Source organism: Ruegeria sp. BA2, from assembly GCF_056539605.1.
On the sequence record NZ_JBQFVE010000001.1, the window covers coordinates 793,715 to 819,877 of the forward strand.

A 26,163-nucleotide genomic window follows, 5' to 3' on the forward strand; every position below is an offset into this window, starting at 1 on the left:
TGTGTGCGCGCAGTTGCAAATCAAGCCGTGCGCACGGGTTGCCGCATTGTCACCAATTCCTCGGCCATGACCGGGTGAACGGCGACCGTGCGATCGAAATCTTCCTTGGTTGCACCCATCTTGACCGCAATCCCAGCCAGCTGAATCATCTCACCCGCGCCAGGCGCGACGATGTGACAGCCCAGCACCTTCCGCGTGGCCTGCGAGACGATGAGCTTCATCAGAACCCGCTGCGTACCGCCAGCAAAGGCCTTCTGCATCGGCTTGAACGAGGTCGCATAGACCTCGATCGGTTCCTGTGCAGCGGCGTCTTCCTCGCTCAGGCCAATGGTTCCGAATTCCGGCTGCGTGAAGATCGCGGTGGGGATCAGCTCGTGATCCACCGGTGTCGGGTTGCCCTTGAAGACCGTCTCGACAAAGGCCATGCCCTCGCGGATCGCAACAGGCGTCAGGTTCACCCGGTCGGTCACATCCCCGATGGCGTAGATCGAGGGCACGCCGGTCTGGCTGTACTCATCCACGATGATCTCACCCTTGCGACCGCGTTCAACGCCAAGCGCCTCAAGCCCCAGATCATCCGCATTTGGAGCACGCCCCGTGGCGTACATGACAACATCGAACAGCTGCTCAGACCCGTTCGTGGCCTTCACCCAGATCTTGTCGCCCTGCTGTTTCATCTCCAGCACATTGGTGCCCAGATGTAGATCGATCCCGTTCTGGCACATCTCATCGCTGATCAGGCCTCGCGCCTCTTCGTCAAAACCACGCAGAATCTGCGCGCCGCGATAGAACTGAGTCGTCTTGACCCCCATCCCGTTCATGATCCCGGCAAATTCACTTGCGATATAGCCGCCGCCAACGATCAGGATACTTTCCGGCAGCTTCTCCAGATGGAAAATCTCGTTCGACGTGATTGCCAGGTCCGAGCCCGGGAACTCGGGCACAACCGGGCGACCACCGGTGGCGATCAGAATGTGCTTGGCCGTCTTGCGGGTGCCATCGGCCAGCTCAACGGTGTGCGGATCAACAACGCGGGCGCGCTGATCAAAGCTTTCGACGCCATTGTTCTTCAGGATATTTCGATAAATGCCTTCCAGCCGGTCCAATTCCGCAACCAGTTTGCCGTGGAACGTATCCCAATTGAGCGCACCGGGCTGAATGTCCCAGCCATATTCTTGCGCATCGCCGACCATGTCCGAGAACTCGCTGGCAAAGACCATCAGCTTCTTGGGCACGCAGCCCCGGATCACACAGGTTCCGCCATAGCGATCCTCTTCCGCCAGCGCCACCTTGGCCCCGGTTTCGCCAGCTGCCACACGCGCCGCGCGCACCCCGCCCGAGCCGCCTCCAATGACGAAAAGATCATAGTCAAAGCTCATGTAAGAGTTCCTTTTATTCCGCGAGGCCAAAATTCATTGGATATCTGGGCGCAAATCCCAAACTGCCAACCCCTGATGATTGAATTTTCGCGTTTTTTTGAGGTTATGCGCACCACCTGTTCGGCTGTCAGTCCGCCAGATCGGAAAACAGGTTGTCCCCGCCGTCACCCAGCATATCAGTCAGAACAGTGCCTTCATTGAGATCGCGCAGCTCAACCCGGCCATCGCCATAGCCGACGATAACCTTGTCGCAAATATCGATGAACAGCCCGTTCTCGACCACGCCGGGGATTTGGTTCATGACCAAGGCCAGCTGCCGCGCGTTGCCGATCCGCTTGAGGTGCAGGTCCAGAATGTGATTGCCCTCATCCGTGACCTTGGGCGCCTCGCCATTCATCCGCAACGTTACCGAAGTGCCCAGCACATCCATTGTATCCAGCGCCTCTTCGATCAGAGTGCGGGTGGTCTGCCAGCCAAACGGGATCACCTCCACCGGCAGCGGGAATGCACCCAGCGTTTCCACCTCTTTGCCCGCATCTGCGATCACGACCATCTGGTCGCTGGCGGTGGCCACGATCTTTTCCTGCAGCAGCGCAGCGCCGCCACCCTTGATCAGATTGAACTCACGATCAAACTCATCCGCGCCGTCGATGGTCAGGTCCAGCCACCCGGCCTGATCCAACGAGATCACCTCGATCCCCTCTTCCCGTGCCAGCTGCGCCGTCGCTGTCGAGGTCGGAACGCCTCTGATCCTCAGCCCTTCGTCGCGCACCCGCTCGCCCAGGCGGCGCACCAGCCACGCGGCGGTCGAGCCCGTCCCCAGACCCACACGCATTCCGTCTTGAACAAGATCGGCGGCGCGCCAGGCAGCAACATATTTGGCTTTGTCGATGGGCGACAAATCTTTGATCATGGCAGCATCCCCTCAGAATTCTGACGGACTTATACGGAATGCCCCGCGCAACTGCGAGAGGCAAAACACGCCTTCCTTGTGCTAACATGTCGCTGAAATGCGCGTTTCCGATAGGAAACGTCGCAATCAGCCCCTATTCTGATCGCCAGACACCCTAGATAGACGCCATGGAATCGCCGTACCGCCTGCACTACGCCCCCGACAACGCCTCGTTGGTGATCCGACTGGTGTTGGAAGAGATGGGCCAGCCCTACGTGCCCGCGCTGGTCGATCGCGCCCGCGATGCCCAGAATGGTGCAGCCTATCGGGCGCTGAATCCCAACGGCCTGATCCCGGTGCTGGAAACGCCTCAGGGTCCGATCTTCGAGACCGCCGCGATCCTGCTGTGGCTGGCCGATACGCATGGGCAGTTGGCCCCGGCCGCAGACAACCCGGATCGCGCAGCCTTCCTGAAATGGCTGTTCTTTGCCTCCAATACTCTGCACGCCGATCTTCGCATCCTGTTCTATGCCGAGAAATACATCGCCGTCGATCAGGCCGACACGCTGCGCGCAGGTATCCGCCCCCGGTTGCGTCAGCACCTGACCCTGCTGGATGCTTTGGCAAAGGATGATCCGGAGTGGTTCAGCGCTGATAATCCATCGGTCCTGACGATCTATGTCGCCTGTATGATGCGCTGGATGGCGCTGTATCCTGCGAAAGCCGACCGCAGCTGGTACCAACTGGCCGATACGCCTTATTTGCAGAAGATCCTCATGCAGCTTGAACACCGCGCCTCAACCCGCGCAGCCATCGCCGCTGAGGGGCTGGGGGTTACCCCCTTCACCTCGCCAACTTATGCCACCCCACCAGAAGGCTCAGCTACCTGACATGTTTCTCTCTGTCTTCGATATGTTCAAAGTGGGCATTGGCCCGTCGTCGTCCCACACCATGGGCCCCATGGTGGCCGCTGCGCGGTTTCTTGACATGATGCGCGCCTCACCGTTCGAATTCTCGGGCCTGCGGGGTTCTCTACACGGTTCGTTGGCCTTTACCGGCGTCGGTCACGCCACAGATCGCGCCACGATCCTGGGCCTCGCCGGGTTTGTGCCCGACACCTACGACAACGACAAAGCCGAGGCCGCACTGGCCCAAATCTCCGAAACCCACACGGTCACACCCGAAGACCTGCCGATGCTCAGCTTCGATCCCAAGGCCGATCTGATCTTTGACTATGACAACAACCTGCCAGGCCATGCCAACGGCATGATCCTCATGGCCACCGATGCGCAGGGCGATGTCATCCTGCGGCAGGTCTATTACTCGATCGGTGGAGGCTTCGTCCTGACCGAGGAAGAACTCGCCGAAGGCAAAGCGACCGATGAAGGCGATCCTGTGCCCTTCCCGTTCAAATCCGCCGCCGAGATGCTTGAGATGGCAAAGACCAGCGGCAAGAGCATCGCCCAGATGAAGCGCGAGAATGAAATCTCACGCGGCTGTGCGGATAGCTTTGCCAAAGGCAGCGCGCGTCTGTGGCAGGTGATGAATGACTGTATCGAACGCGGCCTCAAGACCGATGGCATCCTGCCCGGCGGCCTCAGCGTGCGCCGCCGCGCCAAGGGCATCCACGATGCCCTGCTGGCGGAACGCGGCATGAACCTGAACGCGCCCCATACGATTAACGACTGGATGAGCGTTTATGCGATGGCCGTGAACGAAGAAAATGCCGCTGGTGGTCAGGTTGTCACCGCCCCCACCAACGGCGCGGCAGGCGTGCTGCCTTCGGTCCTGCGCTATTACCTCGATCACGTCCCCGGCGCGTCCGAAAGCCATATCGAAGACTTCCTGCTGACCGCCGCCGCCATCGGCGGGCTGGTCAAATTCAACGCCTCGATTTCGGGGGCTGAGGCGGGGTGCCAGGCCGAGGTCGGAAGTGCCTCTGCCATGGCTGCGGCCGGGATGTGCGCCGTGATGGGCGGTACGCCCGAGCAGGTCGAAAACGCAGCCGAAATCGCCCTTGAACATCACCTCGGCATGACTTGCGATCCGGTCGCGGGCCTCGTGCAGGTGCCCTGTATCGAACGCAATGGCCTCGGCGCGATCAAGGCCGTCTCGGCCGCCTCGCTGGCCCTGCGCGGCGATGGCAAACATTTCATGCCGTTGGACGCGGCCATTGAAACCATGCGCCAGACCGGCGAGGATATGCACGAGAAATACAAGGAAACTTCGTTGGGCGGGCTGGCCGTCAACGTGCCGAACTGCTGATCTGACAGCAAGAAAGAGCGGGTGACATGCGCGGACATTGCCTGTGTGGCAAGATCGGATATCAGGTTGATCCTCCGGTTCTGTCCTGTGTCACCTGCCATTGCGACAGCTGCCGCCGCCAATGCGCCGCGCCCATGACCACCTATTTCGGGGTACGTGACGGCAATTGGCGCTGGACCGGAGAGCCCCCGAAAGTTTTCAACTCCTCCCCCGGGGTCGAGCGCAGTTTCTGCCCCGATTGCGGCACTCCGATCTCCTTCCGCTCGACCGTAATGTCGGATGTGATGCACCTTTACGTGGCAACGCTGGAAAACCCCGAGGCGCTGACACCAACCCTGCATGTCGCGCATGAGGAAAAGCTAAGCTGGCTGCAGCTCAACGATGGCCTGCCCACCTGCATCGGCCCAGACTACACCAAGGTCCAACCTCTGCCTGACGCCTGAGATCAGAGCTTTCCCCAGTGCCGCGAAACCGCTAGCGTCGCGCATATGACTCAGGACCGTCCCGTTCTAGGCATCATATTGATGCTCGGCTTTTGCGTGCTCGCACCGCTTGGTGACGGGATGGCCAAGCTGTTGGGTGAAACCATTGCCGTGGGCCTTCTAGTGTTGGTGCGGTTCGGCGTGCAGGCCATGATCCTGATCCCTCTTGTCGCCGTGACCGGCAAGCAATGGCGCATGACGCCGCGCGTTCTGCGCCTGACGCTGATCCGCACGCTGCTGCATATCGTGGGGATCACGGCGATGTTTACCGCGCTTCAATATATGCCGCTGGCCGACACCGTCGCCATCGCCTTTGTGATGCCCTTCATCATGCTGTTGCTTGGCAAATACATCTTGGGCGAACAGGTCGGCCCGCGCCGCCTGATTGCCTGTGTCGTGGGTTTCATCGGCACTTTGCTGGTGATCCAACCCAGCTTTGCGCAAGTTGGTGCTCCCGCCCTGCTGCCTGTGATCGTCGCGGTGGTCTTTGCCTTGTTCATGCTGGTCACACGGCAAATTGCCAAGGAAACCGACCCGATTGCGCTGCAAGCCGTGTCTGGCGCTATGGCGACGGTGCTTCTTCTACCCATCCTGCTGTTGGGAACACAAACCAGCCTGCCAGCGCTGACCCTATCAGTGCCACCAGCCGACGCGCTGTGGCTGCTGCTGGGGATCGGCGTGCTGGGCACAGTGGCACATTTATTCATGACATGGTCGCTGCGCTATGCGCCGTCAGCAACACTTGCCCCGATGCAATATCTGGAGATCCCGGTGGCCACCCTGTTCGGCTGGCTGATCTTCCACGATCTTCCGAATGGGTTGGCCGCGCTAGGCATCGGCATCACCATCGCAGCCGGGCTTTACGTCATCTTGCACGAGCGGGCCAACGCCCGGTCCGGCCCGACTGAAACACCCGCATGATCTGATCCAACGCCGCGCGCGGCAAGATCGTCAGCAGGCCAGGCTCGTCGACCTCAAGCGTGAATGCGCCCAGCGCTCGGTTCGAAGTCCCGACCTGCCCATCCGGCTCCAGCACCAGATTATCGATCGGCCATTCCAGTCCGGTGCTACGCCCTGTCACCCGCCTCAGCGGAAACAATGACACGGTGTCTCCGGGCGTTAGCTCCAAAGCGATACGGGGCGGCGTATGGAAAACGATCTCATGCGCGCCCAGCAAAACGCAGGGCCGGTCCTGCCGCCTTACCAGCGCACTGAACGCCACCAATTGATGGTCTACCCGCGCGCCCAGAAATCCAGCGGCCAGCACCACTGGCGCATCAATATTGCGCAGTGCCTTGTCGAAATCGGTGCTGTTCTGCTCGGAAATCTGGTGCAGCCGACCCTCGGGTATACGGGCGCGATACTCTGCCGTAATCGAGTCGAAATCGCCGATTACCACATCCGGCACCCGCCCCGAATCAATCAGAGCAACTGCCCCACCATCCGCCGCAACAGCGGAATTGACGCGGTTTAGCACCAGATTTACGTCCTCAGGCCCGACTTCTCCGCCGCCAAACAGCCCGATTGGCTCGTTCGAGCGAACAATTGCCCCATTTTCCACAAGATTGACCATATTTTCCAGTTTTGGACATAATGAAACCACAAAATGATAGCTTCATCGCTAGAGTTTCGAGTCGGTTGCCCGTGCTGTGTCTGGTAATCGACCTAGTAGTTTGTAAAGGACATGCGTCTGATGGTACAGAACAACAAGGTACTCACCGTTTCATACGGCACCTTCTCGTGCACCCTCGAAGGCTTTGACGATTCATTTGAAACAATGAAGGCGATCGCCGAGTATTTTCGGGACCTTGCCGCAGATGACCGATACTTTGGTTCGGAACCTCCTCAACCTGACGCCGAGATGCTGACCCGGATCGCGCAGCGTGACGCCGCGCAAAAGGTAGAAGCCAGCCAGAACGAGACCGGCCTGTTACTGCGCGCCACCGAAGCCGCCCCAGCTGCAGCACCGACCCCCGCTGCAATTGCGCCCGCCCCGACGCCAGAACCCGTTCAGCCCGTCACCAATGTTGCTCCCCCCGCTCCATCTGCCCCCCTGGTCGAGGACGGCCCTGCCGCCGACAGTATCGCAGCCAAGCTGCAGCGCATCCGGGCTGTTGTCTCACATTCCGACGCAGCCCCTGCTGCATATGCCGAGGATGAAGACGTCAGCTATCTTCAGCCCGCAAAGCCCAAGGTCGATGCAATCTCTGCCGCCTTCGAGGCCGGTGCGTTGAACCCTGCAGATTTTGAGGACGCGGCCGAAGACGACACTCCAGCTGTTGAAACCGAAACTGAACAAGCAGCTGAACCTGAAATCGAACAAGCAGCTGAACCCGAAATCGAACAGTTTGCAGCGCCCGAGCAGGTCGAAGAGGTCGCCGAGGTTCCGGTTGAAACTAAAGAACCCTTTGCAGAGGCGCTGGTCGCAGAGGCACCTGCCCCTGTCGAAGCTGAGCATTATGAAATTGAAACAACCACGGCAATCACTGCATTAGATGCCGAAGACGAAGACGATGAACAGCCGACCGCTGAGGTCACCGACAAAGATGTGCTGTTCTCGGATCTCGACGATACCTCTGAAGCCGAAGACGAAGGCCCTGCGAATATTATGGGCGAAGACCAGGAAATCGACGCCGAGGATGAACCCGATCTCTCTACCCTCGCCCAGGGCGTCATCTCTGCCGAGGATGAAGCGCTGCTGCTCGACGAAATGGCTCTGGTCGAATCCGAGCTTGAGGCGAACACAACAGCAGAACTGCCCGATATGACAGGTTTGGATCAGGACGTCTCGCGCCTGATGGACGAAGCTGGCGCTCAGTTGGATGACCCTGCAACCAGCGGTCAGCGCGACACCTATTCGCATCTACGTACCGCCGTGGCGGCCACCGAGGCTGAGCGCGAAGAAGGCAAGGGCAATGATGATACTCCCGAAGACCAGTATCGCGGTGATCTGGCGTCGGTCGTGAATCCGCGCCGTCCCGAGGTCGCGGTCACCAGTGCACGCCCTGTTGTCGACGTCGCCGCCCCCCTGAAACTGGTGGCGGAACAACGGATCGACACTGAAACGGCAGACACTGGTCCGGTGACACCGCGCCGCGTGAGCTCGCCCGATGAAGATGAGGCCGCCGAAGAAGGTGGGTTTGCCACCTTTGCCCAGGAACAAGGTGCACAATCGTTGCCTGATCTTCTGGAAGCGGCCGCAGCGTACCTGTCTTTCATCGAAGGTCAGGAACAGTTCTCACGCCCGCAGTTGATGAACAAGGTTCGCTCGCTCAAGCAGGATTCGTTCAACCGCGAAGAAAGCCTGCGCTCGTTCGGCCAGTTGCTGCGTGATGGCAAGATTGAAAAGACCGGAGGTGGCCGTTTTGCCGCTTCCAATCAGATCGGGTTCCGCCCGAATGACGACGAACGCGCTGCGGGCTAATTCCGCGCGCACCCAATTACCCCCCTCAAGACGCAATAGGGCCAGAGGAGACTCTGGCCCTGTTTCTTTCTGTTGAATGGCTCAGAAGTGAAACGCCAGCGCCACGTAAGGGCCCGTCAGGATCAGGTCGATCACATTACGATTGTCTTCAAACTCGACATCCAGATGGCGGTACCCGCCTGCGACACTGATATTCTCGCGCCACTTCCAGCTTGCTTGCACCAACGCTTCCCACTGGAATTCCGAGCCATAGCCGAATCCGCCGATATTGCCCATCGCAGCCAGGCTCCAACGTTCATTCAACACCCGGCTGTACCGCATACCGATTAGCGGATCGGTCCAGTTTTGATCTGTGCTGAATGTGCGCCTCAACACTGTGGTCGACACATCCAGATCCCAGTGGCGCAGCCCCGCTAAAGCCTCAAGCAGTGAATCAGCATCTTCATAAACGGCAAAACTGGCAGCCAATGTGGCCATTGTGCCCTCAAGGTCCCAACTGGCGGCGTTGTCAATCCGCCCGACAGAAACTTCGTCCCCAAGGTTGAGATAGTTGAACTCGCCACCGATCGACCAACGACCATTCCGGGCCTCACCCGCGATCAGGAAAGCGCCATCAAGAATATTGAAGATCGAGGTGTCCCCATCGACCGGCGGGTTTGGCCCCACATCCAATGAGGTCCTGAATTCCGGCCCCCAGAAATAAGGCGCAATCGTATAGTTCCACTCATCAGCCAAAGCGTTGCACGCGACACAAGTTGCCGCTACTGCCGCCAATACCCGGTTCTTCATGTCCTGCCTGCCACTGGTTGCCACAAGTAAAAGTTGCAAGCACCGTGCCACGCGGCGGACATCAAAACAATCGGGGGTCTTAGTTTCGATCCTGATCCGGGTCTTCTTTACCGACTCCGCGGAAGACAAATTTGAAGGGCAACGCCCAGACAATGCCAAGCGCGACATAGACCAGAAGTTCCAGCCAGATCGGTGGACGATCCAGCCAGTTCACGATTGTCACAACCGCAACGATGTAAACGGGCAACCCGATCAGCAGCAGCACCAGCGACCACCGCCGCCGTGCCTTGTAGCTGAGGCCGGGTTTGTCGTTGCTGCTCATCAATCTGCAAACGGGTCGGTCACCAGTATGGTGTCCTCCCGCTCCGGGCTTGTGGACAACAGAGCAACCGGGCATTCGATCAACTCTTCTACACGGCGCACATATTTGATCGCATTCGCGGGCAACTCCGCCCAGCTGCGCGCGCCTTCAGTGGATTCGCTCCACCCCGGCATCTCTTCATAAATCGGCAGGCAGCGCGCCTGCTGGTCGGCAGCGGTTGGCAAATAGTCCAGACGCTCGCCATCCAGCTCATACCCAACGCAGATTTTCAGTGTCTCAAACCCGTCCAGTACATCCAGCTTGGTAAGCGAAATGCCGTTCACACCACTGGTTGCACAGGTTTGGCGCACGAGGCAGGCATCGAACCACCCGCAACGGCGCTTGCGGCCTGTTACAGTTCCGAATTCATGCCCACGTGTGCCAAGCCGCAATCCGTCATCATCATCCAACTCGGTCGGAAACGGCCCCTCACCTACGCGCGTGGTATAGGCTTTGACGATTCCAAGAACAAAATCCACCGAACCCGGGCCAATTCCAACGCCCGTCGCAGCCTGGCCCGCAATGACGTTTGAAGAAGTCACAAACGGATATGTCCCGAAATCAATGTCCAGCAAAGCACCCTGCGCCCCTTCGAACAGGATACGCTTACCCGCTTTGCGATTCTCATTCAGAACCTTCCAGACCGGCGCCGCAAAGGGCAGAATCTGGGCCGCAATCTCCTTCAACTGCACCACCAAGGCATCGCGATCCACTGGTTCGATGCCCAACCCTTTGCGCAGCGGATCATGATGCTGCAATGCGCGATCCACACGTGCCTCCAGCGTGGCTTCGTCCGCCAGATCGGCAACCCTGACCGAACGCCGCCCAACCTTGTCCTCGTAGGCTGGGCCAATCCCCCGACCGGTTGTTCCGATCTTGGTGCCTTTGCTGGCCGCTTCCTCGCGTGCGCGATCCAGCTCTCCGTGAATGGGCAGGATCAGCGGCGTGTTCTCAGCAATCATCAGCGTGTCTGGCGAGATTTCAACGCCCTGAGCTCGAATCGACTCGATTTCCTTCACCAGATGCCATGGATCAAGAACAACGCCATTGCCGATCACGCTCAGCTTGCCGCCGCGGACCACACCCGAAGGCAGGGCGTTCAGCTTGTAGACCTCTCCATCAATGACCAGAGTGTGCCCGGCATTATGCCCGCCCTGAAAACGCGCGATCACATCTGCCCGCTCGCTGAGCCAGTCGACGATCTTGCCTTTTCCTTCGTCGCCCCACTGGGCGCCGACAACAACCACATTGGCCATATCCGGTCCTTTTGCGCTGAATATTCAAACCCGGCTCATATAGCGGGGCACAGACGGCAGGGAAACCGATATTTCGCCGCAGTAGCAAATCGCGCTGCGCGCGATGCCTCCGGCGGGGATACTTTTAGCCAGATGAAGGGCGGATCCCTGCTTCATCTGGCTATAAATATCCCGGGGGAGTCGCCCGCACGGGCGGCGGGGGCAGCGCCCCCTATCGTTGCCCCAGGTGCACGGGCTGTCCATGCGGCGTTGTCAGATAAGCCTCTTCCCAGGCAGCGCTGAGGCTTCGGACGTCAACAACGGATGCCTCCCCCTGCTCTGCCAGCAGCGCCTCCAATGTCTCCAACCAAGCGCGGAAATAATCGTCGCCGCCATCCAGCTCTTTTTTGAGCCCGTGGAGCTGTAATGTCTTCGCAAACCGTTCCGCCCAGTCAGTCCAATCAAACCGACCCGCCTCGTTTAGCGCGACAGTGACCGCAAAGACCTGCGCATGCCAAGGTTCGGCAAAAACCGGCTCGGGGGCTGAATGGGTGATGCACTCGTTCATGCGGGCTCCAGATAAGATTGCCACAAATCCAATACGACCTCATCCGCAGGGTGCTCAGGATTTGCCCAAAGCTCCGAGGCGGGAAACGCGACCGCGTACAAAGGTTCAGGTGCCTCGCCCAATCCATGGGCGTTGGAATCGGGCAGCACGTGGGTGCCATGCAGCCTCAGGATGCGCCCTGTCGCGCCAGCCGCGTAGGCCGGCAATCGGGTGTGGCCACCATTGACCAAACGATTGGCGCTCTGAGCCGAAGTTCGGACGGCTTGCCCAGCTTGAAACCGAACCGCAACGTTTGAAGGGCGATCTGCAGGCCCGCCCTTGGCCAACGCAGCCTCGACCGCCTCCGCCTTTAGCGTTCGTTCGGCCAGCGGGTGTGCTGCTTCCTGATCGACCCCGCGAAGGTCGTCCAGTGTCAGAACACCGTTTTCAACCAGAAGATCGGCCAAACCGGATATCCATTTCTCATAGTATGAAAAGCGCGCGTAGTCCTTGGGCGACAGCCTTTCCCGAGCATGGCGTGAGACATCGATGTTCCACTGCCCCAGAAACCCCGCGGCTAGAGTGACAGCAAGCGCCCGCGCGTGCCAATCTTCGGCAAATACCGGCGCATCTTCGGCCTCTGGGGTTACCAGACCATCGCCAAAGCGCCCGCCCATATCATGGACCCGCGTCATGAGGGCACCTTGGGCAACCCGGTGCCGATCATGCTGTCGCGCGTGACCAGCGTGGTCAGTTCATCCTCGCCCAACCCCTCGCTGCCCTCAGGGCGCATCGGAAGGACAAGATAGCGGATCTCGGCAGTCGAATCCCAGACGCGCACGGATGTGTCTTCCGGCAGGGTCACTCCGAATTCGGCCAGAACCTTGCGCGGTTCGCGCACGGCGCGGGCACGGTAAGCATCGGATTTGTACCAGCCGGGTGGGATGCCCAGCAGCGGCCACGGATAGCAGCTGCACAAAGTGCATACGACCATGTTGTGCTGCCCGGGCGTGTTTTCCACCACAACCATGTGCTCACCCTGCCGCCCGTAATATCCCAGATCGGCCACGACCGAAGTGGCGTCTTCCAGCAGCGCCGCCTTGAAAGCAGGATCGCTCCAGGCTTTGGCAACAACACGCGCGCCGTTCTGCGGACCGATCTTGTTTTGATAGGTATCAATGATTTCATCCAAAGCGGCCGGATCGATCAGCCCCTTGCGGGTTAGAATCGTTTCAAGCGCCTTTACGCGAAGCGCGGGTTCAGGGGGCAACAGGGCGTGCGGGTGGTCGTGATCATCATGTGGCATGGGGCGCAGCCTGCGCGACAGAACGGCGCTCTGTCCAGTCTCTTTGGTGTGATATGAAACATCACCGCACGTGATGCCAACTCGTGACTTGCCCCCAGCATCAAACTTGCATAAGTACCACGCGATACACGCCACGCTGTACAGGACCACCATGGAAAACGTCGTTCTCATCATCCACCTTCTTCTGGCTTTGGGCCTGATTGTCGTTGTGCTGATGCAACGTTCCGAAGGCGGCGGCCTTGGCATGGGTGGCGGTGGCGGCGGGGCCATGACGGGCCGCGCGGCAGCAACGGCGTTGGGCAAGCTGACATGGATTCTGGCTGCGTGTTTCATCGTGACCTCGATCACGCTGACGATTCTAGCCGCTCAGAAATCTTCTGGCAGCTCGGTGATTGACCGCCTCGGCGTCCCTGCCCCGGCCTCGACCGAGGAAAGCACGCCAGCGGTTCCATCTGCGGATGATCTGCTGCCCCCGGCGCAGGGTGATAACGCTCCGTTGATCCCGCAGGCTGCCGACTAAGCCACAAAACCTAGAAATCCATAAGGGAACTGCAACAGCATCTTGCGGTTCTCTTGCGCTGTGCGCGCGAATCCTTTATATGTGAAGTCCCGTGATGCAGCGGTTTTTTTGAACCGCCGGGCAGCTGATTTTGACGTCTCACGGGAGCAAGCCGAACAACATGGCGCGATTTATTTTCATCACTGGTGGTGTGGTTTCGTCCTTGGGCAAAGGACTGGCATCGGCGGCTCTGGGCGCTTTGCTGCAGGCACGGGGATATTCGGTACGGCTGCGCAAGCTTGACCCCTATCTGAACGTCGACCCCGGCACCATGTCACCGTTCGAGCATGGCGAGGTTTTCGTCACCGATGACGGGGCCGAAACCGATCTGGACCTTGGCCACTACGAACGCTTCACAGGTGTAGCCGCGCGCAAGACCGACTCGGTCAGCTCGGGCCGGATCTATTCCAATGTGTTGGAAAAGGAACGCCGCGGAGACTACCTCGGAAAAACCATTCAGGTGATCCCCCACGTCACCAACGAGATCAAGGATTTCATCGCCATTGGCGAGGATGAGGTTGATTTCATGCTCTGCGAAATCGGCGGCACCGTGGGCGACATCGAGGGCCTGCCGTTTTTCGAAGCCATCCGTCAGTTCAGTCAGGACAAGCCGCGCGGTCAGTGTATCTTTATGCATCTGACGCTGCTGCCCTACATCAAAGCCTCAGGCGAGTTGAAAACCAAGCCGACCCAGCACTCGGTTAAAGAGCTGCGCTCGATCGGTCTGGCTCCCGACATTCTGGTTTGCCGCTCTGAGGGCCCGATTCCGACCAAAGAACGCGAAAAGCTGGCCCTGTTCTGTAACGTCCGCCCCGACAGCGTGATCGCGGCGCAGGACCTCAGCACCATCTACGACGCCCCGCTGGCCTATCACCGCGAAGGTTTGGATCAGGCGGTTCTGGATGCGTTCCAGATCAGCCCTGCCCCCAAGCCCGATCTGGCCAAATGGGAAGACGTCAGCGACCGCATCCACAACGCCGAAGGCGAAGTGAAAGTCGCCATCGTGGGCAAATACACTCAGTTGGAAGACGCCTATAAATCTATTGCCGAGGCCCTGACCCATGGCGGCATGGCCAATCGCGTCAAGGTCAAGGTTGAATGGGTCGATGCCGAGGTGTTCGACACCGAAGACGCCGCCCCGCATCTCGAAGGTTTCCACGCCATCCTTGTCCCCGGCGGCTTTGGCGAGCGTGGGACAGAAGGCAAGATCAAGGCCGCGCAATATGCGCGTGAACACAAAGTGCCCTATCTGGGCATCTGTCTGGGTATGCAGATGGCCGTGATCGAAGCCGCACGCAACGCGGCGGGAATCACCGAAGCCGGGTCTGAGGAATTCGACCATGAGGCTGGCAAAAAGCGTTTTGAACCCGTTGTTTACCACCTCAAAGAGTGGGTGCAGGGCAATCACAAGGTCGAACGCAAGGTGGGCGACGACAAGGGCGGCACCATGCGTCTGGGCGCCTATAACGCTGTGCTGGCCGAGGGCTCGAAGGTCGCAGATGTCTACGGCGGCACCCAGATCGAGGAACGCCACCGCCACCGCTATGAGGTTGATATCAAATACCGTGACAAGCTGGAAAAGGCGGGCCTGAACTTCTCGGGCATGTCGCCCGATGGCCGCCTGCCTGAGATTGTCGAATGGTCGGATCACCCTTGGTTCATCGGCGTTCAGTACCACCCGGAACTGAAATCCAAACCTTTCGATCCGCACCCTCTGTTCCGCGAGTTTGTGCGCGCCGCGAAAGACACTTCGCGTCTGGTCTGATCACGGGCTAAAAACTGATTTGTACCAGTCGGCGCGAAATATCTTTACGTGCCGACGGTTTACACGGTTAACTGCCGCCATAGCAGCGACAGGAGACCGGACATGACCGATCAGATTACCCAAGCGGAACAGTTTGCAGCCCTGCATAAAAAGGGCGATCCGGTCATCCTTTATAACATCTGGGACCCAGGCAGCGCCGCCGCCGTGCGCGATGCGGGGGCCAAGGCGCTTGCCACGGGCAGCGCTCCGGTAGCGATGGCGCAGGGCTTTTCCGATGGCGAAAAGATCCCCTTCGACATGGCTCTGGACAATGCAAGTCGCATTGTCGAGGCCGTTGATATCCCGGTCACCATGGACCTCGAAGGCGCTTATGCCGAGGATGCGTTCGGCATCTCGACCAATGTCACACGCGCGCTTGAAACCGGGGTGGTGGGCTTTAACTTCGAAGACCAGATCGTTGGAACCAAAGACCTTTATGACATTGAAACCCAATGCGCCCGCGTCGCCGGCATGCGTGAATCCTGCGATGTCGCAGGCGTACCAGCGTTCATCAACGCCCGCACCGATATTTTCCTCAAGGCCGCCCCAGACACACATGATCAGGCAATGCTGGACGATGCCATGGCCCGCGCAGCAGCCTATGCCGATGCCGGGGCCAGCGGATTCTTTGCGCCGGGCCTGAAGGACGAAGCCATGATCGGCCAACTTTGCGCGGCCACCGACCTGCCCGTCAACATCATCGCTCTGCCCGGCACGCCCGACACGCCCACGTTGGCGAAACTTGGAGTGGCGCGGATCAGCTATGGCCCCGTGCCCTATCGGCAAATGATCGCTTGGCTGCAGGAGTCGGCCCGCGCGGCGCTTCAATCCAGCGGCTGATCCACTTTTAGGGGATTGCAATTCTACCCATTCCTCCGCACCTTGCATGCAAAAGCAGCGGAGGACGCCTCGTGGCCAAAGGATACTGGGTAGCCCATGTCGATGTAGACGACTTTGAAACCTACAAATCGTATATCGCGGCTAACGCGACCCCTTTCGCCGAATACGAAGGAAAATTCCTTGTCCGCGGGGGTGAGAGGACCGAACCCGAAGGCAAGGCCCGCGCCCGTACTGTCGTCATCGAATTTCCTAGCTATGAGCAGGCGCTTGCCTGCTATGAAAGCGATGCCTATCAGGCTGCAAAAGCCCTGCGCGATCCGGTTTCGACCGGCGATCTCGTGATTATTCAGGGCTACGATGGCTAGCAGCGCTTGGCGCGCCTCGAATTACGGAATATCCTGACCCTATGCTGAAAAAGTTCTTTCAGGCCTTCCGGCCGCCGCAACATGACAAACTGCCCGATCCCGATGCGGAATTGGCGCTGGGAGCGTTACTGGTGCGCGTGGCGCAGGCCGACCGCGACTATAAGCTGGAAGAGATCAGCCTGATCGACCGCATCCTCGCCCGCCTCTATCAGCACAACGCGATCGAGGCAGCCAAGGTCCGCGCCACCTGCGAAAAACTCCACGCAGCGGCCCCCGATACCGATACTTTCGGCAAACTGATCCGTGAAACCACCGATCTCAAGGAACGTCTGGCCGCGCTGGATGCCCTGTGGGAGGTGGTGCTGGCCGATGGAGACTCGGATGAGGGCGAGGTCAAGATCGTCGAAGAAGCCCGCATTGCTATGGGCCTCAGCTTCAACGACAGCAAGGCCGCGCGCGAACGGATACAAAGCCGCTTGGAAGCGACCTAAGCAACTTCTCTTGATCTGGCGCGCGAATTGGCCCGAAAACCGGTTCCCACTTTTCTGATCGCGCTCTATATATTTGACCATGTTCAGTGATTTCCTGTCCCGGCTCACGCAGCCGCAGCCCGACCCGCTTGTCGAAGATGACGCCCGTCTGGCTCTCACCGCGCTGTTGGTGCGCATCGCCCGGTCCGACAATGACTATGCCGATACCGAGATGGCCCGGATCGACCGCATCTCAGCCGAACGCTACGGCTTGTCGCCATTTGAGGCCGCAGCCCTGCGCGCCCGCGCCGAAGACCTTGAGGCAGAGGCCCCCGACACCGTCCGCTTTACCCGCGCCATCAAAGAAGCTATCGCCTATGACGACCGCCTCGCCGTCGTGCAGGCCATGTGGTCGGTCGCACTGGCGGATGGACACCGCAGCGGTGAAGAGGATTCGTTGCTGCGCCTCGTCGTCAGCCTGCTCGGCGTAAGCGATGTGGATTCGGCGCTTGCAAGACAAAAGGCGGCGAAGGCCTGATCAACCGGCAAGCCTGCGGGCTTTGATTGCGCTATGAATCACTGCCTTCAAGCTCGTTCAGAAACTTGTAATCCGTCGGCGGGTCGTCGCAGATACCCGGTCCGCATTCCAGAAGCGCAGAACCTGCGTTTGCAACGGCCAAAGCCAAGATCAGGAAAAACGCCGTTTTGGCCAACGCACTTCCACCAAACCGTTCGGTTGCCCGAACATCCGATGCAAGATCATACTGCTTCTCAAAAACCAGCATGATTGCGGTGCCAAGGATGATCAGGCCAAAGGCAATTCCCGCCCATGTGTAGAAGTGAAGGCCTAAAACCGGCGAGCCGTAATGCCCTGTTCCGGGCACAATATGCAGCAGAATCTGGCGGATCGAAACGCTGATCCCAAAGATCGCCGCCACAAGTACGATGCCATAATTTCTGGCGCGCGTGCCCCACAACAGGTTTAGGGCCAACCCAAACCCAACGGCCACGAATCCCACGCGTTGGAGCAGACATAGCGGACAGGGCAGTTCATAGAGGACAAGCTGAAAGTAGAAGGCAAGCACCAGGACAAGGCAAACCGCCAATGCCCCAATTGCATTCATGTTACGAGCAAATTCAGGTGACATAGGACGACCTCACAGTTGAATCGTTAGGGGGGTCGTGGCGTGAAACTTCAGCCAATAGGCACTCGCCAAAAGCGTCAGCACGAACACTGCGTATGAAATTCTGACCAGCTTAAAGTAGGCCAGCACCATCGTGCCGGCGAATAATGCAAATAAAAGCGCAATCACAAGAAGCCTCTTACGTTTATTGAATTCGTATATCTCAATCTTTAACCCAAAACGAATTATTCCCAAATTCAAACAGTTTTGGCGATTGGATCAAGCCAGTTCAATAAATTCGATTAAGTTAAGGATCACCCTGGTTGATCCAAAATCCTGTGACCTGAATCCCAGGGCCACAATCAAGAGATTGATCTGGCTGACCCGTCGATAGTTATGCAACGAGTCACATACTGCGCCCAACAAACTGACAGTTTAGACAGCACGACCGCCCAATTTGGCCATTTCGCCACGTGAACTTGTCATTTGCGCATTGCATTGGCCCGATTTTTAAGCCCTATTACCGCACCAACACCAACCATATCTGGACTGCCCGTGACAGACACCGCTCCCGTCATTGAGATCAAGAACCTCCACAAAAGCTTTGGCAATCTCGAGGTTCTCAAAGGTGTCGACATCACAGCCCATCGCGGCGACGTCGTTTCGCTGATTGGCTCGTCCGGATCTGGAAAATCCACCCTTCTGCGCTGCTGCAACCTGTTGGAAGACAGCCAAGAGGGTGAGATCCTGTTCAAGGGCGAACCCGTGCAGTGGTCCGGCAGCCAGCATCATCGCCGCCCCGCTGATCCCAAACAGGTGCTGCGAATCCGCACCAACCTGTCGATGGTGTTCCAGCAGTTCAACCTTTGGGCCCATATGACCATCCTCCAAAACGTGATGGAGGCTCCGGTAACCGTTTTGGGCCGCGACAAGGCCGAGGTTGAGGATAGCGCGCGCAAATATCTGGAAAAGGTCGGCATCGGCGACAAATGTGACGTCTATCCGGCACAACTTTCGGGTGGTCAGCAACAGCGCGCCGCAATCGCGCGCGGGCTGTGTATGGAACCGCAGGCACTGCTGTTTGACGAACCGACCTCGGCGCTTGACCCTGAGCTGGAACAGGAAGTGATTAAGGTGATCAAGGACCTGGCCGCTGAAGGGCGCACCATGATCATCGTAACCCACGATATGAAAATGGCCGCCGATATCTCCAGCCACGTCGTGTTCCTGCATCAAGGTCTGATCGAAGAAGAAGGCACACCCGAAGACATTTTCACCGCCCCTGAATCCGAAAGACTCCGGGGCTTTCTCTCCGCCACACAGGCGGCTTAACCAACGGACAGAACCAATAAGGGGAGTTACAAAATGAAAAACCTGATTCTGACCACTGCAGCACTGGCGCTGACCGCCGGTATCGCCATGGCCGACACCGTTCGCATGGGCACCGAGGGCGCCTACCCTCCGTATAACTTCATCAATGACGCGGGTGAAATCGACGGTTTCGAACGTGAAGTTGGCGATGAGCTGTGCAAGCGCGCCGGCCTGGAATGCGAATGGGTCAAGAACGACTGGGATTCGATTATTCCGAACCTGGTCTCGGGCAACTACGACACCATCATCGCGGGCATGTCGATCACTGCTGAGCGTGACGAAGTGATTGATTTCACTCAGAACTACTATCCGCCGACCGCTTCGGCCTATGTCGGCGCGGCCGAAGGTGTTGACGTCTCAAGCGCCATCATCGCTGCACAAACCGCGACCATTCAGGCCGGTCACGTTGCTGAATCCGGCGCGACTCTGGTCGAGTTTGCGACACCCGAAGAAACCATCGCAGCCGTGCGCAACGGCGAAGCGGATGCGGTATTTGCCGACAAAGACTACCTGGTTCCGATCGTCGAAGAATCGGGCGGTGAACTGGTCTTCGTCGGTGACCCGGTTCCGCTGGGCGGCGGCATCGGCCTGGGTCTGCGCGAAAGCGATGCGGAACTGCGCGGCAAGTTTGATGAGGCGATCACCTCGATGAAAGCTGACGGCTCGCTGAACGAGATGCTGGTCAAGTGGTTTGGCGAAGGCATCGCCACCTACAACACCGACGGCTCGGTCGCGACCAACTAAGCCCTCTGTCCAATCGTCCGGCGCGTCATCGCGCCGGGCACGCTCGGTCACATAGCCGGGCTAGACGTTCGAAAGACGCCGATGTTCTCCTACTGCGCTGATCCTGACACGCTGGGCACGTTCCGCTGGTTCTCGTGCTATCTGACCAATGGCGTCCACTGGTCGTTTTACCTGTCTTTTTTGAAGGTGCTGGGCCTGCTGGCCGTCACCGCACCCGTCGCGCTAGGCTTCGGTTTTGCTGGTGCCATGGCCGCCCGGTCGCATTTCCCGCCACTCAGCTGGCTGGGCAAAGCCTATATCGCCATCGTGCGCGGCGTGCCTGACATTGCCTTCTTCCTGTTCTTTGTCATTGCTCTGGATCAGGGGTTCGAATGGCTGCGCCACAAGGTTCTCTGCCCCGATTGGACCGACCCTGTAAGGCAGGGCAATGATTTCATCGTCTGCCAAGCCGCCAAATTGCCATTGGGCACTGCGCCCGAATGGGTGCATGAAACCTATGGCTTTGCGCTGGCCGTGATTACCTTTTCCATCGTTTTTGGTGCCTTCGCCGCCAATGTCCTGTTCGGAGGCATGCGTGCCGTGCCCCACGCCCAGTTGGAAACAGCGGCTGCTTATGGCATGACCCGCCGCCAAACGTTCTGGCGCATCCTCGTGCCGCAAATGTGGGTCTACGCCCTGCCCGGCCTGTCGAACCTGTGGATGGTGCTGATCAAGGCCACGCCCCTGCTGTTCCTGCTGGGCATCGAAGACATCGTCTATTGGGCGCGCGAGTTGGGCGGCACTAAGACATCACGTTTCACCGACTACCCCCATGGCGACTGGCGCATGTGGTACTTCCTCGCCCTGCTGATCTTTTACCTCGGCATGACCCGCGTATCCGAGATCGGGCTTGAGAAACTGATGCGCCGCCTGTCCCACGGTCAGGCCACATCGGGCGGAGAGCTTCTGCGCAAGGAGACCACCGCATGAGCTGCCTCCAGACCATTCAGGACTATGGCCTCCGTTCGCTGGGCTTCGGGGAACGCCTGCTACCCAAAACCGATTTCACCCTGTGCGAGCACTTCACGCTGATCGGCTCGGGCATGATCTGGAATATCTATTTCGGGATCATGGCCATGGTCACGGGGTTCTTCCTCGCAACCGCGTTGGCCGTCGGCAAAGCCTCGTCGAACAAATGGCTGCGCAAACCGTCCGAGTGGTTCATCTTTTTGTTCCGCGGCTCGCCGCTGTTCATCCAGTTCTTCTTTGCCTATTTCTTCTTCCTTTCGCTGAAGAAGCCCTATCCGATGTTCGACGCCTTCACCTCGGCCTGGCTGGGGGCGCTGATCGTGCTGTTCCTGAACACCTCCGCCTATTCGGGTGAGATTTTCTATGGCGCGCTGCGTTCGATCCCCAAAGGCGATATTGAGGCGGCGGATGCCTATGGCATGTCGGGCTGGTCCCGCTTCCGTCGGATCATCTGGCCCACCATGCTGCGGCTGGCGTGGCCCGCCTATACGAACGAAGCGATCTTTGTTTTCCAGTCCACCACACTGGTCTTTTTCTCGGCCTTCCCGGCATGGCAACAACGGGGTGATGCGCTCTATTACGCCAGCTATTTCGCGGACAAAACGTTCAACCCGTTCATCCCCTACCCGATTCTGGCGTTCTATTTCATCCTGCTGACGCTGGTCATCGTTTGGGTTTTCGGAAGGGTCAACAAACGCCTGAACCGCCACCTGCCTGCCGAGCGGAAAGCCAAGATGCGTTTCCGACTAAATCTGGCGCGCTAAGCCCACTCCACCGGGTTCAGCCGGAACAGTTTCGAAAGCTGCTCATAGACCTCAGGCACCTCGTGCTTCAGCGCTTTCGGGCGCTCAAAGAACACTTCAACCGAAACGGCAAAGAACTCTTCATGCCCGGTCGCGCCATACGGATCGATGACTGTCCGCCGCCCGCTTTCAACCGCATGGACATGTGCGTCATAGGCGGTCAGGAACACCTTTTCCCATTCCGCGAATGTCTGCCCTTCACTCAGGATCGGTACGCCATTTGTACCCCCCGACAGATCATCGATCTGGTGCGCAAATTCATGCAGTACCACATTCTGCCCGTCTCGATCATCCAACGCCCCCTGCCGGCTGTGCGCCCAAGATAAAATGACCGGCCCGCGATCCCAGCTTTCCCCGGTCCGCACGATCTCTTTCTCTGACACAACATAGCCCGAGCGTCGCTGCTGCTTTGACTTGAACGCATTTGGATAGATCAGAATGGTCGTCAGGTTGTCATACCAAATGTCACTGTTGATCACGAGCAAACAGGCCTGCGCCGCGATTGACAGTTCCATCTCTTCGGTCACATCCAGCCCATCGCAGCCGTAGAAATCCACCTGATCCAGAAACAGGTTCACCTTGCCATCCAAGTGGCTGCGCAACCCGCTAGGCAGTCGCCGGATGATGGGAACTTGCTGATCAATGATGTCCCGCTGATCCGACGTCAGAGGGGTCGCCAACAGCGCAGCGCGGGCCTGCTTCTTGGACCAGACGTAATAGCCGACCCCGCCTGCGATCAGTAACACGATGGTAAGAAAGATGAACATGCAGGTGACTATAGGCATCCCCGCGACAGGCACAATCTACTGACTGAGAGTTGTACAACTCGGAAGAAAACAGGTTTGGACCCTGTACAAGTCAGATGATTTCCAGCTCAAGTCACTGTCCAAATTGCAGTGTGTGAAAATTTGATCAAATTTAGTGACAATGCCCAAAACCTGTTCTACACCTCTCGTGACAAGACCACGGAGCCCCAAATGGACCTGAGCGCCCTGCACACATTTCGCGTCGCCGCCTGTGACCTGAACGGCCAAATGCGCGGCAAGCGCGTGCCGCCATCCTATGCCACGAAGCTGGATAAAGGGGCGGTGCGAATGCCGTTCTCGGCGCTGAATGTCGATCTGTGGGGGGCAGATATCGATGGCAGTCCACTGGTTTTTGAAAGCGGTGATGCCGATGGTGTCTTGCGCCCGACAGGGCGCGGACCCGTCCTGATGCCCTGGCTTGAAACGGCGACCGCATTGGTGCCCATGAGCCTCTTTCACGAGGATGGAATACCCTTTGCAGGTGATCCCCGCCACGCGCTGTCGGCGATTTTGGACCGCTATACCCAGAGAGGTTGGTCCGTCATCGCTGCCACCGAGCTAGAGTTCACTCTGCTCGACGCCTCAGGCGATCAACCGAAGCCTCCGATCAACCCCGTCACCGGTCGCAGGCTTCAGGACGAGGCCGTCTTGTCGATGGCTGAAATGGATGCGTTTGATGCGTTCTTTAGCGATCTCTATGATGGTTGTGCTGCGATGGGTATTCCCGCCCAAACCGCCATATCAGAAAGTGGTATCGGTCAGTTCGAGATCAATCTGAACCATCAGGACGCTTTGCGATGCGCCGATGATACGTGGCTTTTCAAAGGCTTGACGCGTGGCCTTGCCCGCAAACACGGGTTCACAGCAACCTTCATGGCCAAGCCTTACGCCGAGGATGCGGGCAATGGGATGCATGTGCATTTTTCAGTCGTCGATACAGAGGGTCAAAATGTCTTCGACAACGGCGGGCATGATGGCACCGAGATACTGCGCTCGGCCGTTGCAGGATGCCTGGCCGCAATGCCCGGATCGACCCTGATATTCGCACCACACGGCAATTCTTACACGCGGCTCGTCCCCGGTGCGCATGCCCCAACCGGAGCCAGTTGGGCCTATGAAAACCGCACCGCCGCCTTGCGCATTCCGGGCGGAGCCCCTGCCGCCCGGCGGATCGAGCATCGCGTCGCCGGGGGTGATATCAACCCCTATCTGATGCTGGCCGCAGTCCTGGGTGCAGCCCTGATCGGGATCGAAGACGACATGCAGCCCCCCGCCCCGATATCGGGGAATGCCTATGAAGTCGCAGACCTTCCGCAACTCGCCCCTGACTGGCCCTCGGCCATATCCGCGTTTGAGACAGACCCACTGGTCGCGCGCATCTTTCCCTCCGATCTGATCCGCAACATGGCTATGACAAAGCGGCAGGAAATCGCGCGCTTCTCTGACCGGCCACCTGAAGACCACTGGCTCAGTTATCTCGAAAGCGTGTGAGCCCCTTGCCCGCCTCGCTCAGCCCCGCTAGAGTGAATTTGATCAAATTTGGTGAATCATGAAAATCGGCATCCTAGTAACCGGCCACCCACCCGATGAATTGCATGATCAATTTGGGGAATATGATGGCATGTTTCGCGCATTACTTGGCGGAAACGGCTTTGAATTTCAGACGTATAACGTGGTCGATGGCGAATTCCCTCAAGACGCGCATCAAGCAGACGGGTGGGTCATCACGGGTTCACGTCATGGCGCTTATGAGGATCATCCTTGGATACCGCCGCTTGAACAGTTGATCCGGGATATTCAAAGAACTGGAAATCCGTTGATCGGGGTGTGCTTTGGCCATCAGATCATCGCGCAAGCCCTTGGTGGGAAAGTAGAAAAATTTGGTGGCGGCTGGGCCGTTGGACGTACGGATTACCGCTTTGGCGATCAGACCGTTACGCTGAACGCATGGCATCAGGATCAAGTGACCAAGCTGCCCGAAGGCGCTGAGGTCACCGGTTCGAATGACTTTTGCCAAAACGCCATGGTTAGTTATGGCGATACGATCTGGACCGTGCAGGCCCATCCCGAATATGGAAATGACTTCATTCAGGGCTTGATGGAGACCCGAGGCAAAGGCGTTGTACCCGATGCCCTGATGCAGGCCGCTGCGAACCGGCAGAATGCCCCGGATGACAATGCCAAGATCGGTTGCTACATGGCTGATTTTCTCAAGAAAGCGAGGGCCTGATGGCCGACTGGACAGATCAACTGCCACAGGCAGCACGCAGCTATTTCGACGGCAAGCGACTGGATGAGGTTGAATGCATCATCTCGGACCTGCCCGGCATCGCCCGTGGCAAGGCGGTTCCTGCGTCGAAGTTTGCCAAACAATCCTATTTTCACCTGCCCGATAGCATTTTCTACCAGACCATCACCGGAGACTGGGGAGAGGCTGCTGGCGAGGACGGCTTCATCGAACGCGATATGATCCTGAAGCCGGATTTTTCGACCGCATCCGCCGCCCCTTGGACGGGCGACTGGACGCTGCAGGTCATCCACGATGCGTTTGACCGGGACGGAGAGCCGATCCCATTCAGCCCGCGCAATGTGCTGAAGCGCGTTGTGAAGATGTACCATGACAAAGGCTGGAAACCGGTTGTCGCACCCGAGATGGAATTTTTTCTGGTCGCCCCCAATGTGGATCCAGCGCAAGGAATCAAACCCATGATGGGCCGTTCGGGCCGCCCAGCAGCGGCACGGCAGGCCTATTCCATGACTGCGGTTGACGAATTTGGTCCGGTGATCGACGACATCTACGACTTTGCCGAACACCAGGGCTTCGAGATCGACGGGATCACCCAGGAAGGCGGTGCCGGGCAACTGGAAATCAACCTGCGCCATGGCGATCCGGTAAAGCTGGCGGATGAAGTGTTCTATTTTAAACGCTTGATCCGCGAAGCGGCCCTGCGACACAACTGTTTCGCTACTTTCATGGCCAAACCGATTGAGGATGAGCCTGGCTCGGCCATGCATATTCATCACTCGATCATCGAAATGGAGACGGGCCACAACATATTCTCGGGGCCACAAGGCGGGGAAACGGATGCGTTTTATCACTTCATCGCCGGGCTGCAGAACCATCTGCCCGCCGGGCTAGCGGTGATGGCGCCCTATGTGAACTCGTATCGCCGCTATGTGAAAGATCACGCCGCACCGATCAATCTGGAATGGGCGCGGGACAATCGCACGACAGGCATCCGAGTGCCTTTGTCTGGCCCCGAAGCGCGCAGGGTTGAAAACCGCATCGCGGGGATGGACTGCAACCCGTATCTGGGCATCGCGCTATCGCTGGCCTGCGGCTATCTGGGCCTGATCGAACAAGAACGACCACGTCGGCAGTTCTATGGCGATGCCTACGAAGGCGAAGGGGACATCCCGCAAGTCATGGGCAACGCACTGGATTTGTTCGACGAAGCCACTGCGCTGCACAAGGTGCTGGGCCCGGAATTCGCCCGTGTCTTTAGCATCGTCAAGCGCGCAGAATACGAAGAATTTCTGCAGGTTATTTCTCCGTGGGAGCGTGAGCATCTGCTGATGAATGTCTAAG

General features: G+C 58.5%; 30 protein-coding genes. 18 read left to right on the top strand and 12 right to left on the bottom strand.

Annotation, left to right across the window (positions count from 1 at the left end; genetic code table 11):
• Positions 1–20: 20 nt before the first annotated feature.
• Positions 21–1,379, bottom strand: a complete 1,359-nt coding sequence (gor, locus tag ACR0NN_RS03915; RefSeq protein ID WP_170719872.1) for a glutathione-disulfide reductase — start codon at positions 1,377–1,379, stop codon at positions 21–23.
• Positions 1,380–1,506: 127 nt separating this feature from the next.
• Positions 1,507–2,292 (bottom strand): ribose-5-phosphate isomerase RpiA, encoded by a 786-nt coding sequence (gene rpiA / locus ACR0NN_RS03920; RefSeq protein ID WP_170683053.1) that lies wholly within the window; start codon positions 2,290–2,292, stop codon positions 1,507–1,509.
• A gap of 167 nt (positions 2,293–2,459) precedes the next feature.
• On the opposite strand from rpiA, the gene ACR0NN_RS03925 reads away from it, so the two are divergent.
• The 4 genes from ACR0NN_RS03925 to ACR0NN_RS03940 are packed head-to-tail and all read left to right on the top strand — an operon-like array spanning position 2,460 to position 5,939.
• The gene (locus ACR0NN_RS03925) at positions 2,460–3,161 is read left to right on the top strand and encodes a glutathione S-transferase family protein (RefSeq protein ID WP_170719873.1); all 702 of its coding nucleotides are present in this window, start codon (positions 2,460–2,462) and stop codon (positions 3,159–3,161) included.
• Between the two features lies 1 nt (position 3,162).
• Positions 3,163–4,536 carry an L-serine ammonia-lyase gene (locus ACR0NN_RS03930; protein ID WP_170719875.1) on the top strand — a complete coding sequence of 458 codons (1,374 nt, stop codon included), beginning with the start codon at positions 3,163–3,165 and terminating at the stop codon, positions 4,534–4,536.
• 26 nt (positions 4,537–4,562) lie between these two features.
• A complete protein-coding gene (locus ACR0NN_RS03935; protein ID WP_170719879.1) occupies positions 4,563–4,979 on the top strand; it encodes a GFA family protein in 417 nt (138 codons plus the stop codon).
• Positions 4,980–5,024: 45 nt separating this feature from the next.
• Positions 5,025–5,939, top strand: coding sequence for a DMT family transporter (locus tag ACR0NN_RS03940; RefSeq protein WP_170719881.1), 915 nt, complete (start codon positions 5,025–5,027; stop codon positions 5,937–5,939).
• On the opposite strand, the gene ACR0NN_RS03945 is transcribed toward ACR0NN_RS03940, so the two are convergent.
• Positions 5,884–6,591, bottom strand: a complete 708-nt coding sequence (locus tag ACR0NN_RS03945; protein ID WP_170719883.1) for a thiamine diphosphokinase — start codon at positions 6,589–6,591, stop codon at positions 5,884–5,886. The two genes, ACR0NN_RS03940 and ACR0NN_RS03945, sit on opposite strands and share 56 nt — an antisense overlap.
• 111 nt (positions 6,592–6,702) lie before the next feature.
• Between ACR0NN_RS03945 and ACR0NN_RS03950 the strand changes: the two genes are divergently transcribed.
• A complete protein-coding gene (locus tag ACR0NN_RS03950) occupies positions 6,703–8,442 on the top strand; it encodes a hypothetical protein (RefSeq protein ID WP_480683924.1) in 1,740 nt (579 codons plus the stop codon).
• An 81-nt stretch (positions 8,443–8,523) separates the two neighbouring features.
• Here ACR0NN_RS03950 and ACR0NN_RS03955 read toward each other — a convergent pair whose 3' ends face one another.
• The 6 genes from ACR0NN_RS03955 to nthA all read right to left on the bottom strand — a co-directional run bounded on the left by ACR0NN_RS03955 (position 8,524) and on the right by nthA (position 12,680).
• Positions 8,524–9,231 (bottom strand): porin family protein, encoded by a 708-nt coding sequence (locus ACR0NN_RS03955; protein ID WP_170719885.1) that lies wholly within the window; start codon positions 9,229–9,231, stop codon positions 8,524–8,526.
• Between the two features lie 79 nt (positions 9,232–9,310).
• Positions 9,311–9,553 carry a DUF2842 domain-containing protein gene (locus ACR0NN_RS03960; protein ID WP_170719888.1) on the bottom strand — a complete coding sequence of 81 codons (243 nt, stop codon included), beginning with the start codon at positions 9,551–9,553 and terminating at the stop codon, positions 9,311–9,313.
• Positions 9,553–10,848, bottom strand: a complete 1,296-nt coding sequence (locus tag ACR0NN_RS03965; protein WP_170719892.1) for an adenylosuccinate synthase — start codon at positions 10,846–10,848, stop codon at positions 9,553–9,555. The genes ACR0NN_RS03960 and ACR0NN_RS03965 overlap by 1 nt, the downstream gene beginning before the upstream one ends.
• Positions 10,849–11,059: 211 nt before the next feature.
• Positions 11,060–11,395, bottom strand: coding sequence for a nitrile hydratase accessory protein (locus tag ACR0NN_RS03970; protein ID WP_170683062.1), 336 nt, complete (start codon positions 11,393–11,395; stop codon positions 11,060–11,062).
• Entirely contained in the window at positions 11,392–12,069 is a 678-nt protein-coding gene (gene nthB / locus ACR0NN_RS03975) for a nitrile hydratase subunit beta (protein WP_480683927.1), read from the bottom strand. The genes ACR0NN_RS03970 and nthB overlap by 4 nt, the downstream gene beginning before the upstream one ends.
• Positions 12,066–12,680, bottom strand: a complete 615-nt coding sequence (gene nthA / locus ACR0NN_RS03980) for a nitrile hydratase subunit alpha (RefSeq protein ID WP_170683064.1) — start codon at positions 12,678–12,680, stop codon at positions 12,066–12,068. Before nthA ends, nthB begins: the two co-directional genes overlap by 4 nt.
• Before the next feature lie 151 nt (positions 12,681–12,831).
• On the opposite strand from nthA, the gene secG reads away from it, so the two are divergent.
• The 6 genes from secG (at position 12,832) to ACR0NN_RS04010 (ending at position 17,256) form a co-directional block, all read left to right on the top strand.
• A complete protein-coding gene (gene secG, locus ACR0NN_RS03985) occupies positions 12,832–13,200 on the top strand; it encodes a preprotein translocase subunit SecG (RefSeq protein WP_170683483.1) in 369 nt (122 codons plus the stop codon).
• A 160-nt stretch (positions 13,201–13,360) separates the two neighbouring features.
• On the top strand, positions 13,361–15,004 hold the full coding sequence (locus ACR0NN_RS03990) for a CTP synthase (RefSeq protein ID WP_170719896.1): 1,644 nt from the start codon (positions 13,361–13,363) through the stop codon (positions 15,002–15,004).
• A gap of 102 nt (positions 15,005–15,106) precedes the next feature.
• Positions 15,107–15,883, top strand: a complete 777-nt coding sequence (locus tag ACR0NN_RS03995) for an isocitrate lyase/PEP mutase family protein (RefSeq protein ID WP_170719898.1) — start codon at positions 15,107–15,109, stop codon at positions 15,881–15,883.
• Positions 15,884–15,954: 71 nt separating this feature from the next.
• On the top strand, positions 15,955–16,248 hold the full coding sequence (locus ACR0NN_RS04000) for a DUF1330 domain-containing protein (protein WP_170683067.1): 294 nt from the start codon (positions 15,955–15,957) through the stop codon (positions 16,246–16,248).
• Between the two features lie 41 nt (positions 16,249–16,289).
• On the top strand, positions 16,290–16,739 hold the full coding sequence (locus ACR0NN_RS04005; protein ID WP_170683068.1) for a tellurite resistance TerB family protein: 450 nt from the start codon (positions 16,290–16,292) through the stop codon (positions 16,737–16,739).
• 79 nt (positions 16,740–16,818) lie between these two features.
• Positions 16,819–17,256: a tellurite resistance TerB family protein gene (locus tag ACR0NN_RS04010; protein WP_170683069.1), complete on the top strand. Its 438-nt coding sequence runs from the start codon at positions 16,819–16,821 to the stop codon at positions 17,254–17,256.
• 31 nt (positions 17,257–17,287) lie between these two features.
• Here ACR0NN_RS04010 and ACR0NN_RS04015 read toward each other — a convergent pair whose 3' ends face one another.
• Positions 17,288–17,866, bottom strand: a complete 579-nt coding sequence (locus ACR0NN_RS04015; RefSeq protein ID WP_170719902.1) for a disulfide bond formation protein B — start codon at positions 17,864–17,866, stop codon at positions 17,288–17,290.
• A 9-nt stretch (positions 17,867–17,875) separates the two neighbouring features.
• Positions 17,876–18,031, bottom strand: coding sequence for a DUF5993 family protein (locus ACR0NN_RS04020; protein WP_170746957.1), 156 nt, complete (start codon positions 18,029–18,031; stop codon positions 17,876–17,878).
• A gap of 366 nt (positions 18,032–18,397) precedes the next feature.
• Between ACR0NN_RS04020 and ACR0NN_RS04025 the strand changes: the two genes are divergently transcribed.
• The 4 genes from ACR0NN_RS04025 (at position 18,398) to ACR0NN_RS04040 (ending at position 21,729) form a co-directional block, all read left to right on the top strand.
• Positions 18,398–19,174, top strand: coding sequence for an ATP-binding cassette domain-containing protein (locus ACR0NN_RS04025; protein WP_170719904.1), 777 nt, complete (start codon positions 18,398–18,400; stop codon positions 19,172–19,174).
• A 33-nt stretch (positions 19,175–19,207) separates the two neighbouring features.
• Complete coding sequence (locus tag ACR0NN_RS04030; protein ID WP_170683072.1) at positions 19,208–19,957, top strand: transporter substrate-binding domain-containing protein; 750 nt, start codon at positions 19,208–19,210, stop codon at positions 19,955–19,957.
• Positions 19,958–20,038: 81 nt separating this feature from the next.
• Entirely contained in the window at positions 20,039–20,926 is an 888-nt protein-coding gene (locus ACR0NN_RS04035) for an ABC transporter permease subunit (RefSeq protein ID WP_170719909.1), read from the top strand.
• On the top strand, positions 20,923–21,729 hold the full coding sequence (locus ACR0NN_RS04040) for an ABC transporter permease subunit (protein ID WP_170683074.1): 807 nt from the start codon (positions 20,923–20,925) through the stop codon (positions 21,727–21,729). Before ACR0NN_RS04035 ends, ACR0NN_RS04040 begins: the two co-directional genes overlap by 4 nt.
• Here the strand turns inward: ACR0NN_RS04040 and ACR0NN_RS04045 are convergent.
• Entirely contained in the window at positions 21,726–22,535 is an 810-nt protein-coding gene (locus ACR0NN_RS04045) for a M90 family metallopeptidase (RefSeq protein WP_170719911.1), read from the bottom strand. The two genes, ACR0NN_RS04040 and ACR0NN_RS04045, sit on opposite strands and share 4 nt — an antisense overlap.
• Before the next feature lie 210 nt (positions 22,536–22,745).
• On the opposite strand from ACR0NN_RS04045, the gene ACR0NN_RS04050 reads away from it, so the two are divergent.
• From ACR0NN_RS04050 to ACR0NN_RS04060, 3 genes are read left to right on the top strand one after another with little or no spacing between them, the layout of a single operon-like run.
• On the top strand, positions 22,746–24,065 hold the full coding sequence (locus ACR0NN_RS04050) for a glutamine synthetase family protein (RefSeq protein ID WP_480683932.1): 1,320 nt from the start codon (positions 22,746–22,748) through the stop codon (positions 24,063–24,065).
• Positions 24,066–24,123: 58 nt separating this feature from the next.
• Positions 24,124–24,804, top strand: coding sequence for a type 1 glutamine amidotransferase (locus tag ACR0NN_RS04055; RefSeq protein ID WP_170757910.1), 681 nt, complete (start codon positions 24,124–24,126; stop codon positions 24,802–24,804).
• On the top strand, positions 24,804–26,162 hold the full coding sequence (locus ACR0NN_RS04060) for a glutamine synthetase family protein (protein WP_170719914.1): 1,359 nt from the start codon (positions 24,804–24,806) through the stop codon (positions 26,160–26,162). Before ACR0NN_RS04055 ends, ACR0NN_RS04060 begins: the two co-directional genes overlap by 1 nt.
• Position 26,163: the final 1 nt, after the last annotated feature.

Bases quoted from the DNA above. Each gene is read 5' to 3' on its own strand.
- rpiA (WP_170683053.1), bottom strand. From the start codon at position 2,292: ATGATCAAAGATTTGTCGCCCATCGACAAAGCCAAATATGTTGCTGCC.
- ACR0NN_RS03930 (WP_170719875.1), top strand. From the start codon at position 3,163: ATGTTTCTCTCTGTCTTCGATATGTTCAAAGTGGGCATTGGCCCGTCG.
- ACR0NN_RS04055 (WP_170757910.1), top strand. From the start codon at position 24,124: ATGAAAATCGGCATCCTAGTAACCGGCCACCCACCCGATGAATTGCAT.
- ACR0NN_RS04030 (WP_170683072.1), top strand. From the start codon at position 19,208: ATGAAAAACCTGATTCTGACCACTGCAGCACTGGCGCTGACCGCCGGT.
- ACR0NN_RS03970 (WP_170683062.1), bottom strand. From the start codon at position 11,395: ATGAACGAGTGCATCACCCATTCAGCCCCCGAGCCGGTTTTTGCCGAA.
- ACR0NN_RS03940 (WP_170719881.1), top strand. From the start codon at position 5,025: ATGACTCAGGACCGTCCCGTTCTAGGCATCATATTGATGCTCGGCTTT.
- ACR0NN_RS03995 (WP_170719898.1), top strand. From the start codon at position 15,107: ATGACCGATCAGATTACCCAAGCGGAACAGTTTGCAGCCCTGCATAAA.
- ACR0NN_RS04040 (WP_170683074.1), top strand. From the start codon at position 20,923: ATGAGCTGCCTCCAGACCATTCAGGACTATGGCCTCCGTTCGCTGGGC.
- secG (WP_170683483.1), top strand. From the start codon at position 12,832: ATGGAAAACGTCGTTCTCATCATCCACCTTCTTCTGGCTTTGGGCCTG.
- ACR0NN_RS04005 (WP_170683068.1), top strand. From the start codon at position 16,290: ATGCTGAAAAAGTTCTTTCAGGCCTTCCGGCCGCCGCAACATGACAAA.
- ACR0NN_RS04015 (WP_170719902.1), bottom strand. From the start codon at position 17,866: ATGTCACCTGAATTTGCTCGTAACATGAATGCAATTGGGGCATTGGCG.
- ACR0NN_RS03965 (WP_170719892.1), bottom strand. From the start codon at position 10,848: ATGGCCAATGTGGTTGTTGTCGGCGCCCAGTGGGGCGACGAAGGAAAA.
- ACR0NN_RS04045 (WP_170719911.1), bottom strand. From the start codon at position 22,535: ATGTTCATCTTTCTTACCATCGTGTTACTGATCGCAGGCGGGGTCGGC.
- nthB (WP_480683927.1), bottom strand. From the start codon at position 12,069: ATGACGCGGGTCCATGATATGGGCGGGCGCTTTGGCGATGGTCTGGTA.
- gor (WP_170719872.1), bottom strand. From the start codon at position 1,379: ATGAGCTTTGACTATGATCTTTTCGTCATTGGAGGCGGCTCGGGCGGG.
- ACR0NN_RS04010 (WP_170683069.1), top strand. From the start codon at position 16,819: ATGTTCAGTGATTTCCTGTCCCGGCTCACGCAGCCGCAGCCCGACCCG.
- nthA (WP_170683064.1), bottom strand. From the start codon at position 12,680: ATGCCACATGATGATCACGACCACCCGCACGCCCTGTTGCCCCCTGAA.
- ACR0NN_RS04035 (WP_170719909.1), top strand. From the start codon at position 20,039: ATGTTCTCCTACTGCGCTGATCCTGACACGCTGGGCACGTTCCGCTGG.
- ACR0NN_RS03925 (WP_170719873.1), top strand. From the start codon at position 2,460: ATGGAATCGCCGTACCGCCTGCACTACGCCCCCGACAACGCCTCGTTG.
- ACR0NN_RS03990 (WP_170719896.1), top strand. From the start codon at position 13,361: ATGGCGCGATTTATTTTCATCACTGGTGGTGTGGTTTCGTCCTTGGGC.
- ACR0NN_RS03935 (WP_170719879.1), top strand. From the start codon at position 4,563: ATGCGCGGACATTGCCTGTGTGGCAAGATCGGATATCAGGTTGATCCT.
- ACR0NN_RS04060 (WP_170719914.1), top strand. From the start codon at position 24,804: ATGGCCGACTGGACAGATCAACTGCCACAGGCAGCACGCAGCTATTTC.
- ACR0NN_RS03960 (WP_170719888.1), bottom strand. From the start codon at position 9,553: ATGAGCAGCAACGACAAACCCGGCCTCAGCTACAAGGCACGGCGGCGG.
- ACR0NN_RS03945 (WP_170719883.1), bottom strand. From the start codon at position 6,591: ATGGTCAATCTTGTGGAAAATGGGGCAATTGTTCGCTCGAACGAGCCA.
- ACR0NN_RS04050 (WP_480683932.1), top strand. From the start codon at position 22,746: ATGGACCTGAGCGCCCTGCACACATTTCGCGTCGCCGCCTGTGACCTG.
- ACR0NN_RS03955 (WP_170719885.1), bottom strand. From the start codon at position 9,231: ATGAAGAACCGGGTATTGGCGGCAGTAGCGGCAACTTGTGTCGCGTGC.
- ACR0NN_RS03950 (WP_480683924.1), top strand. From the start codon at position 6,703: ATGCGTCTGATGGTACAGAACAACAAGGTACTCACCGTTTCATACGGC.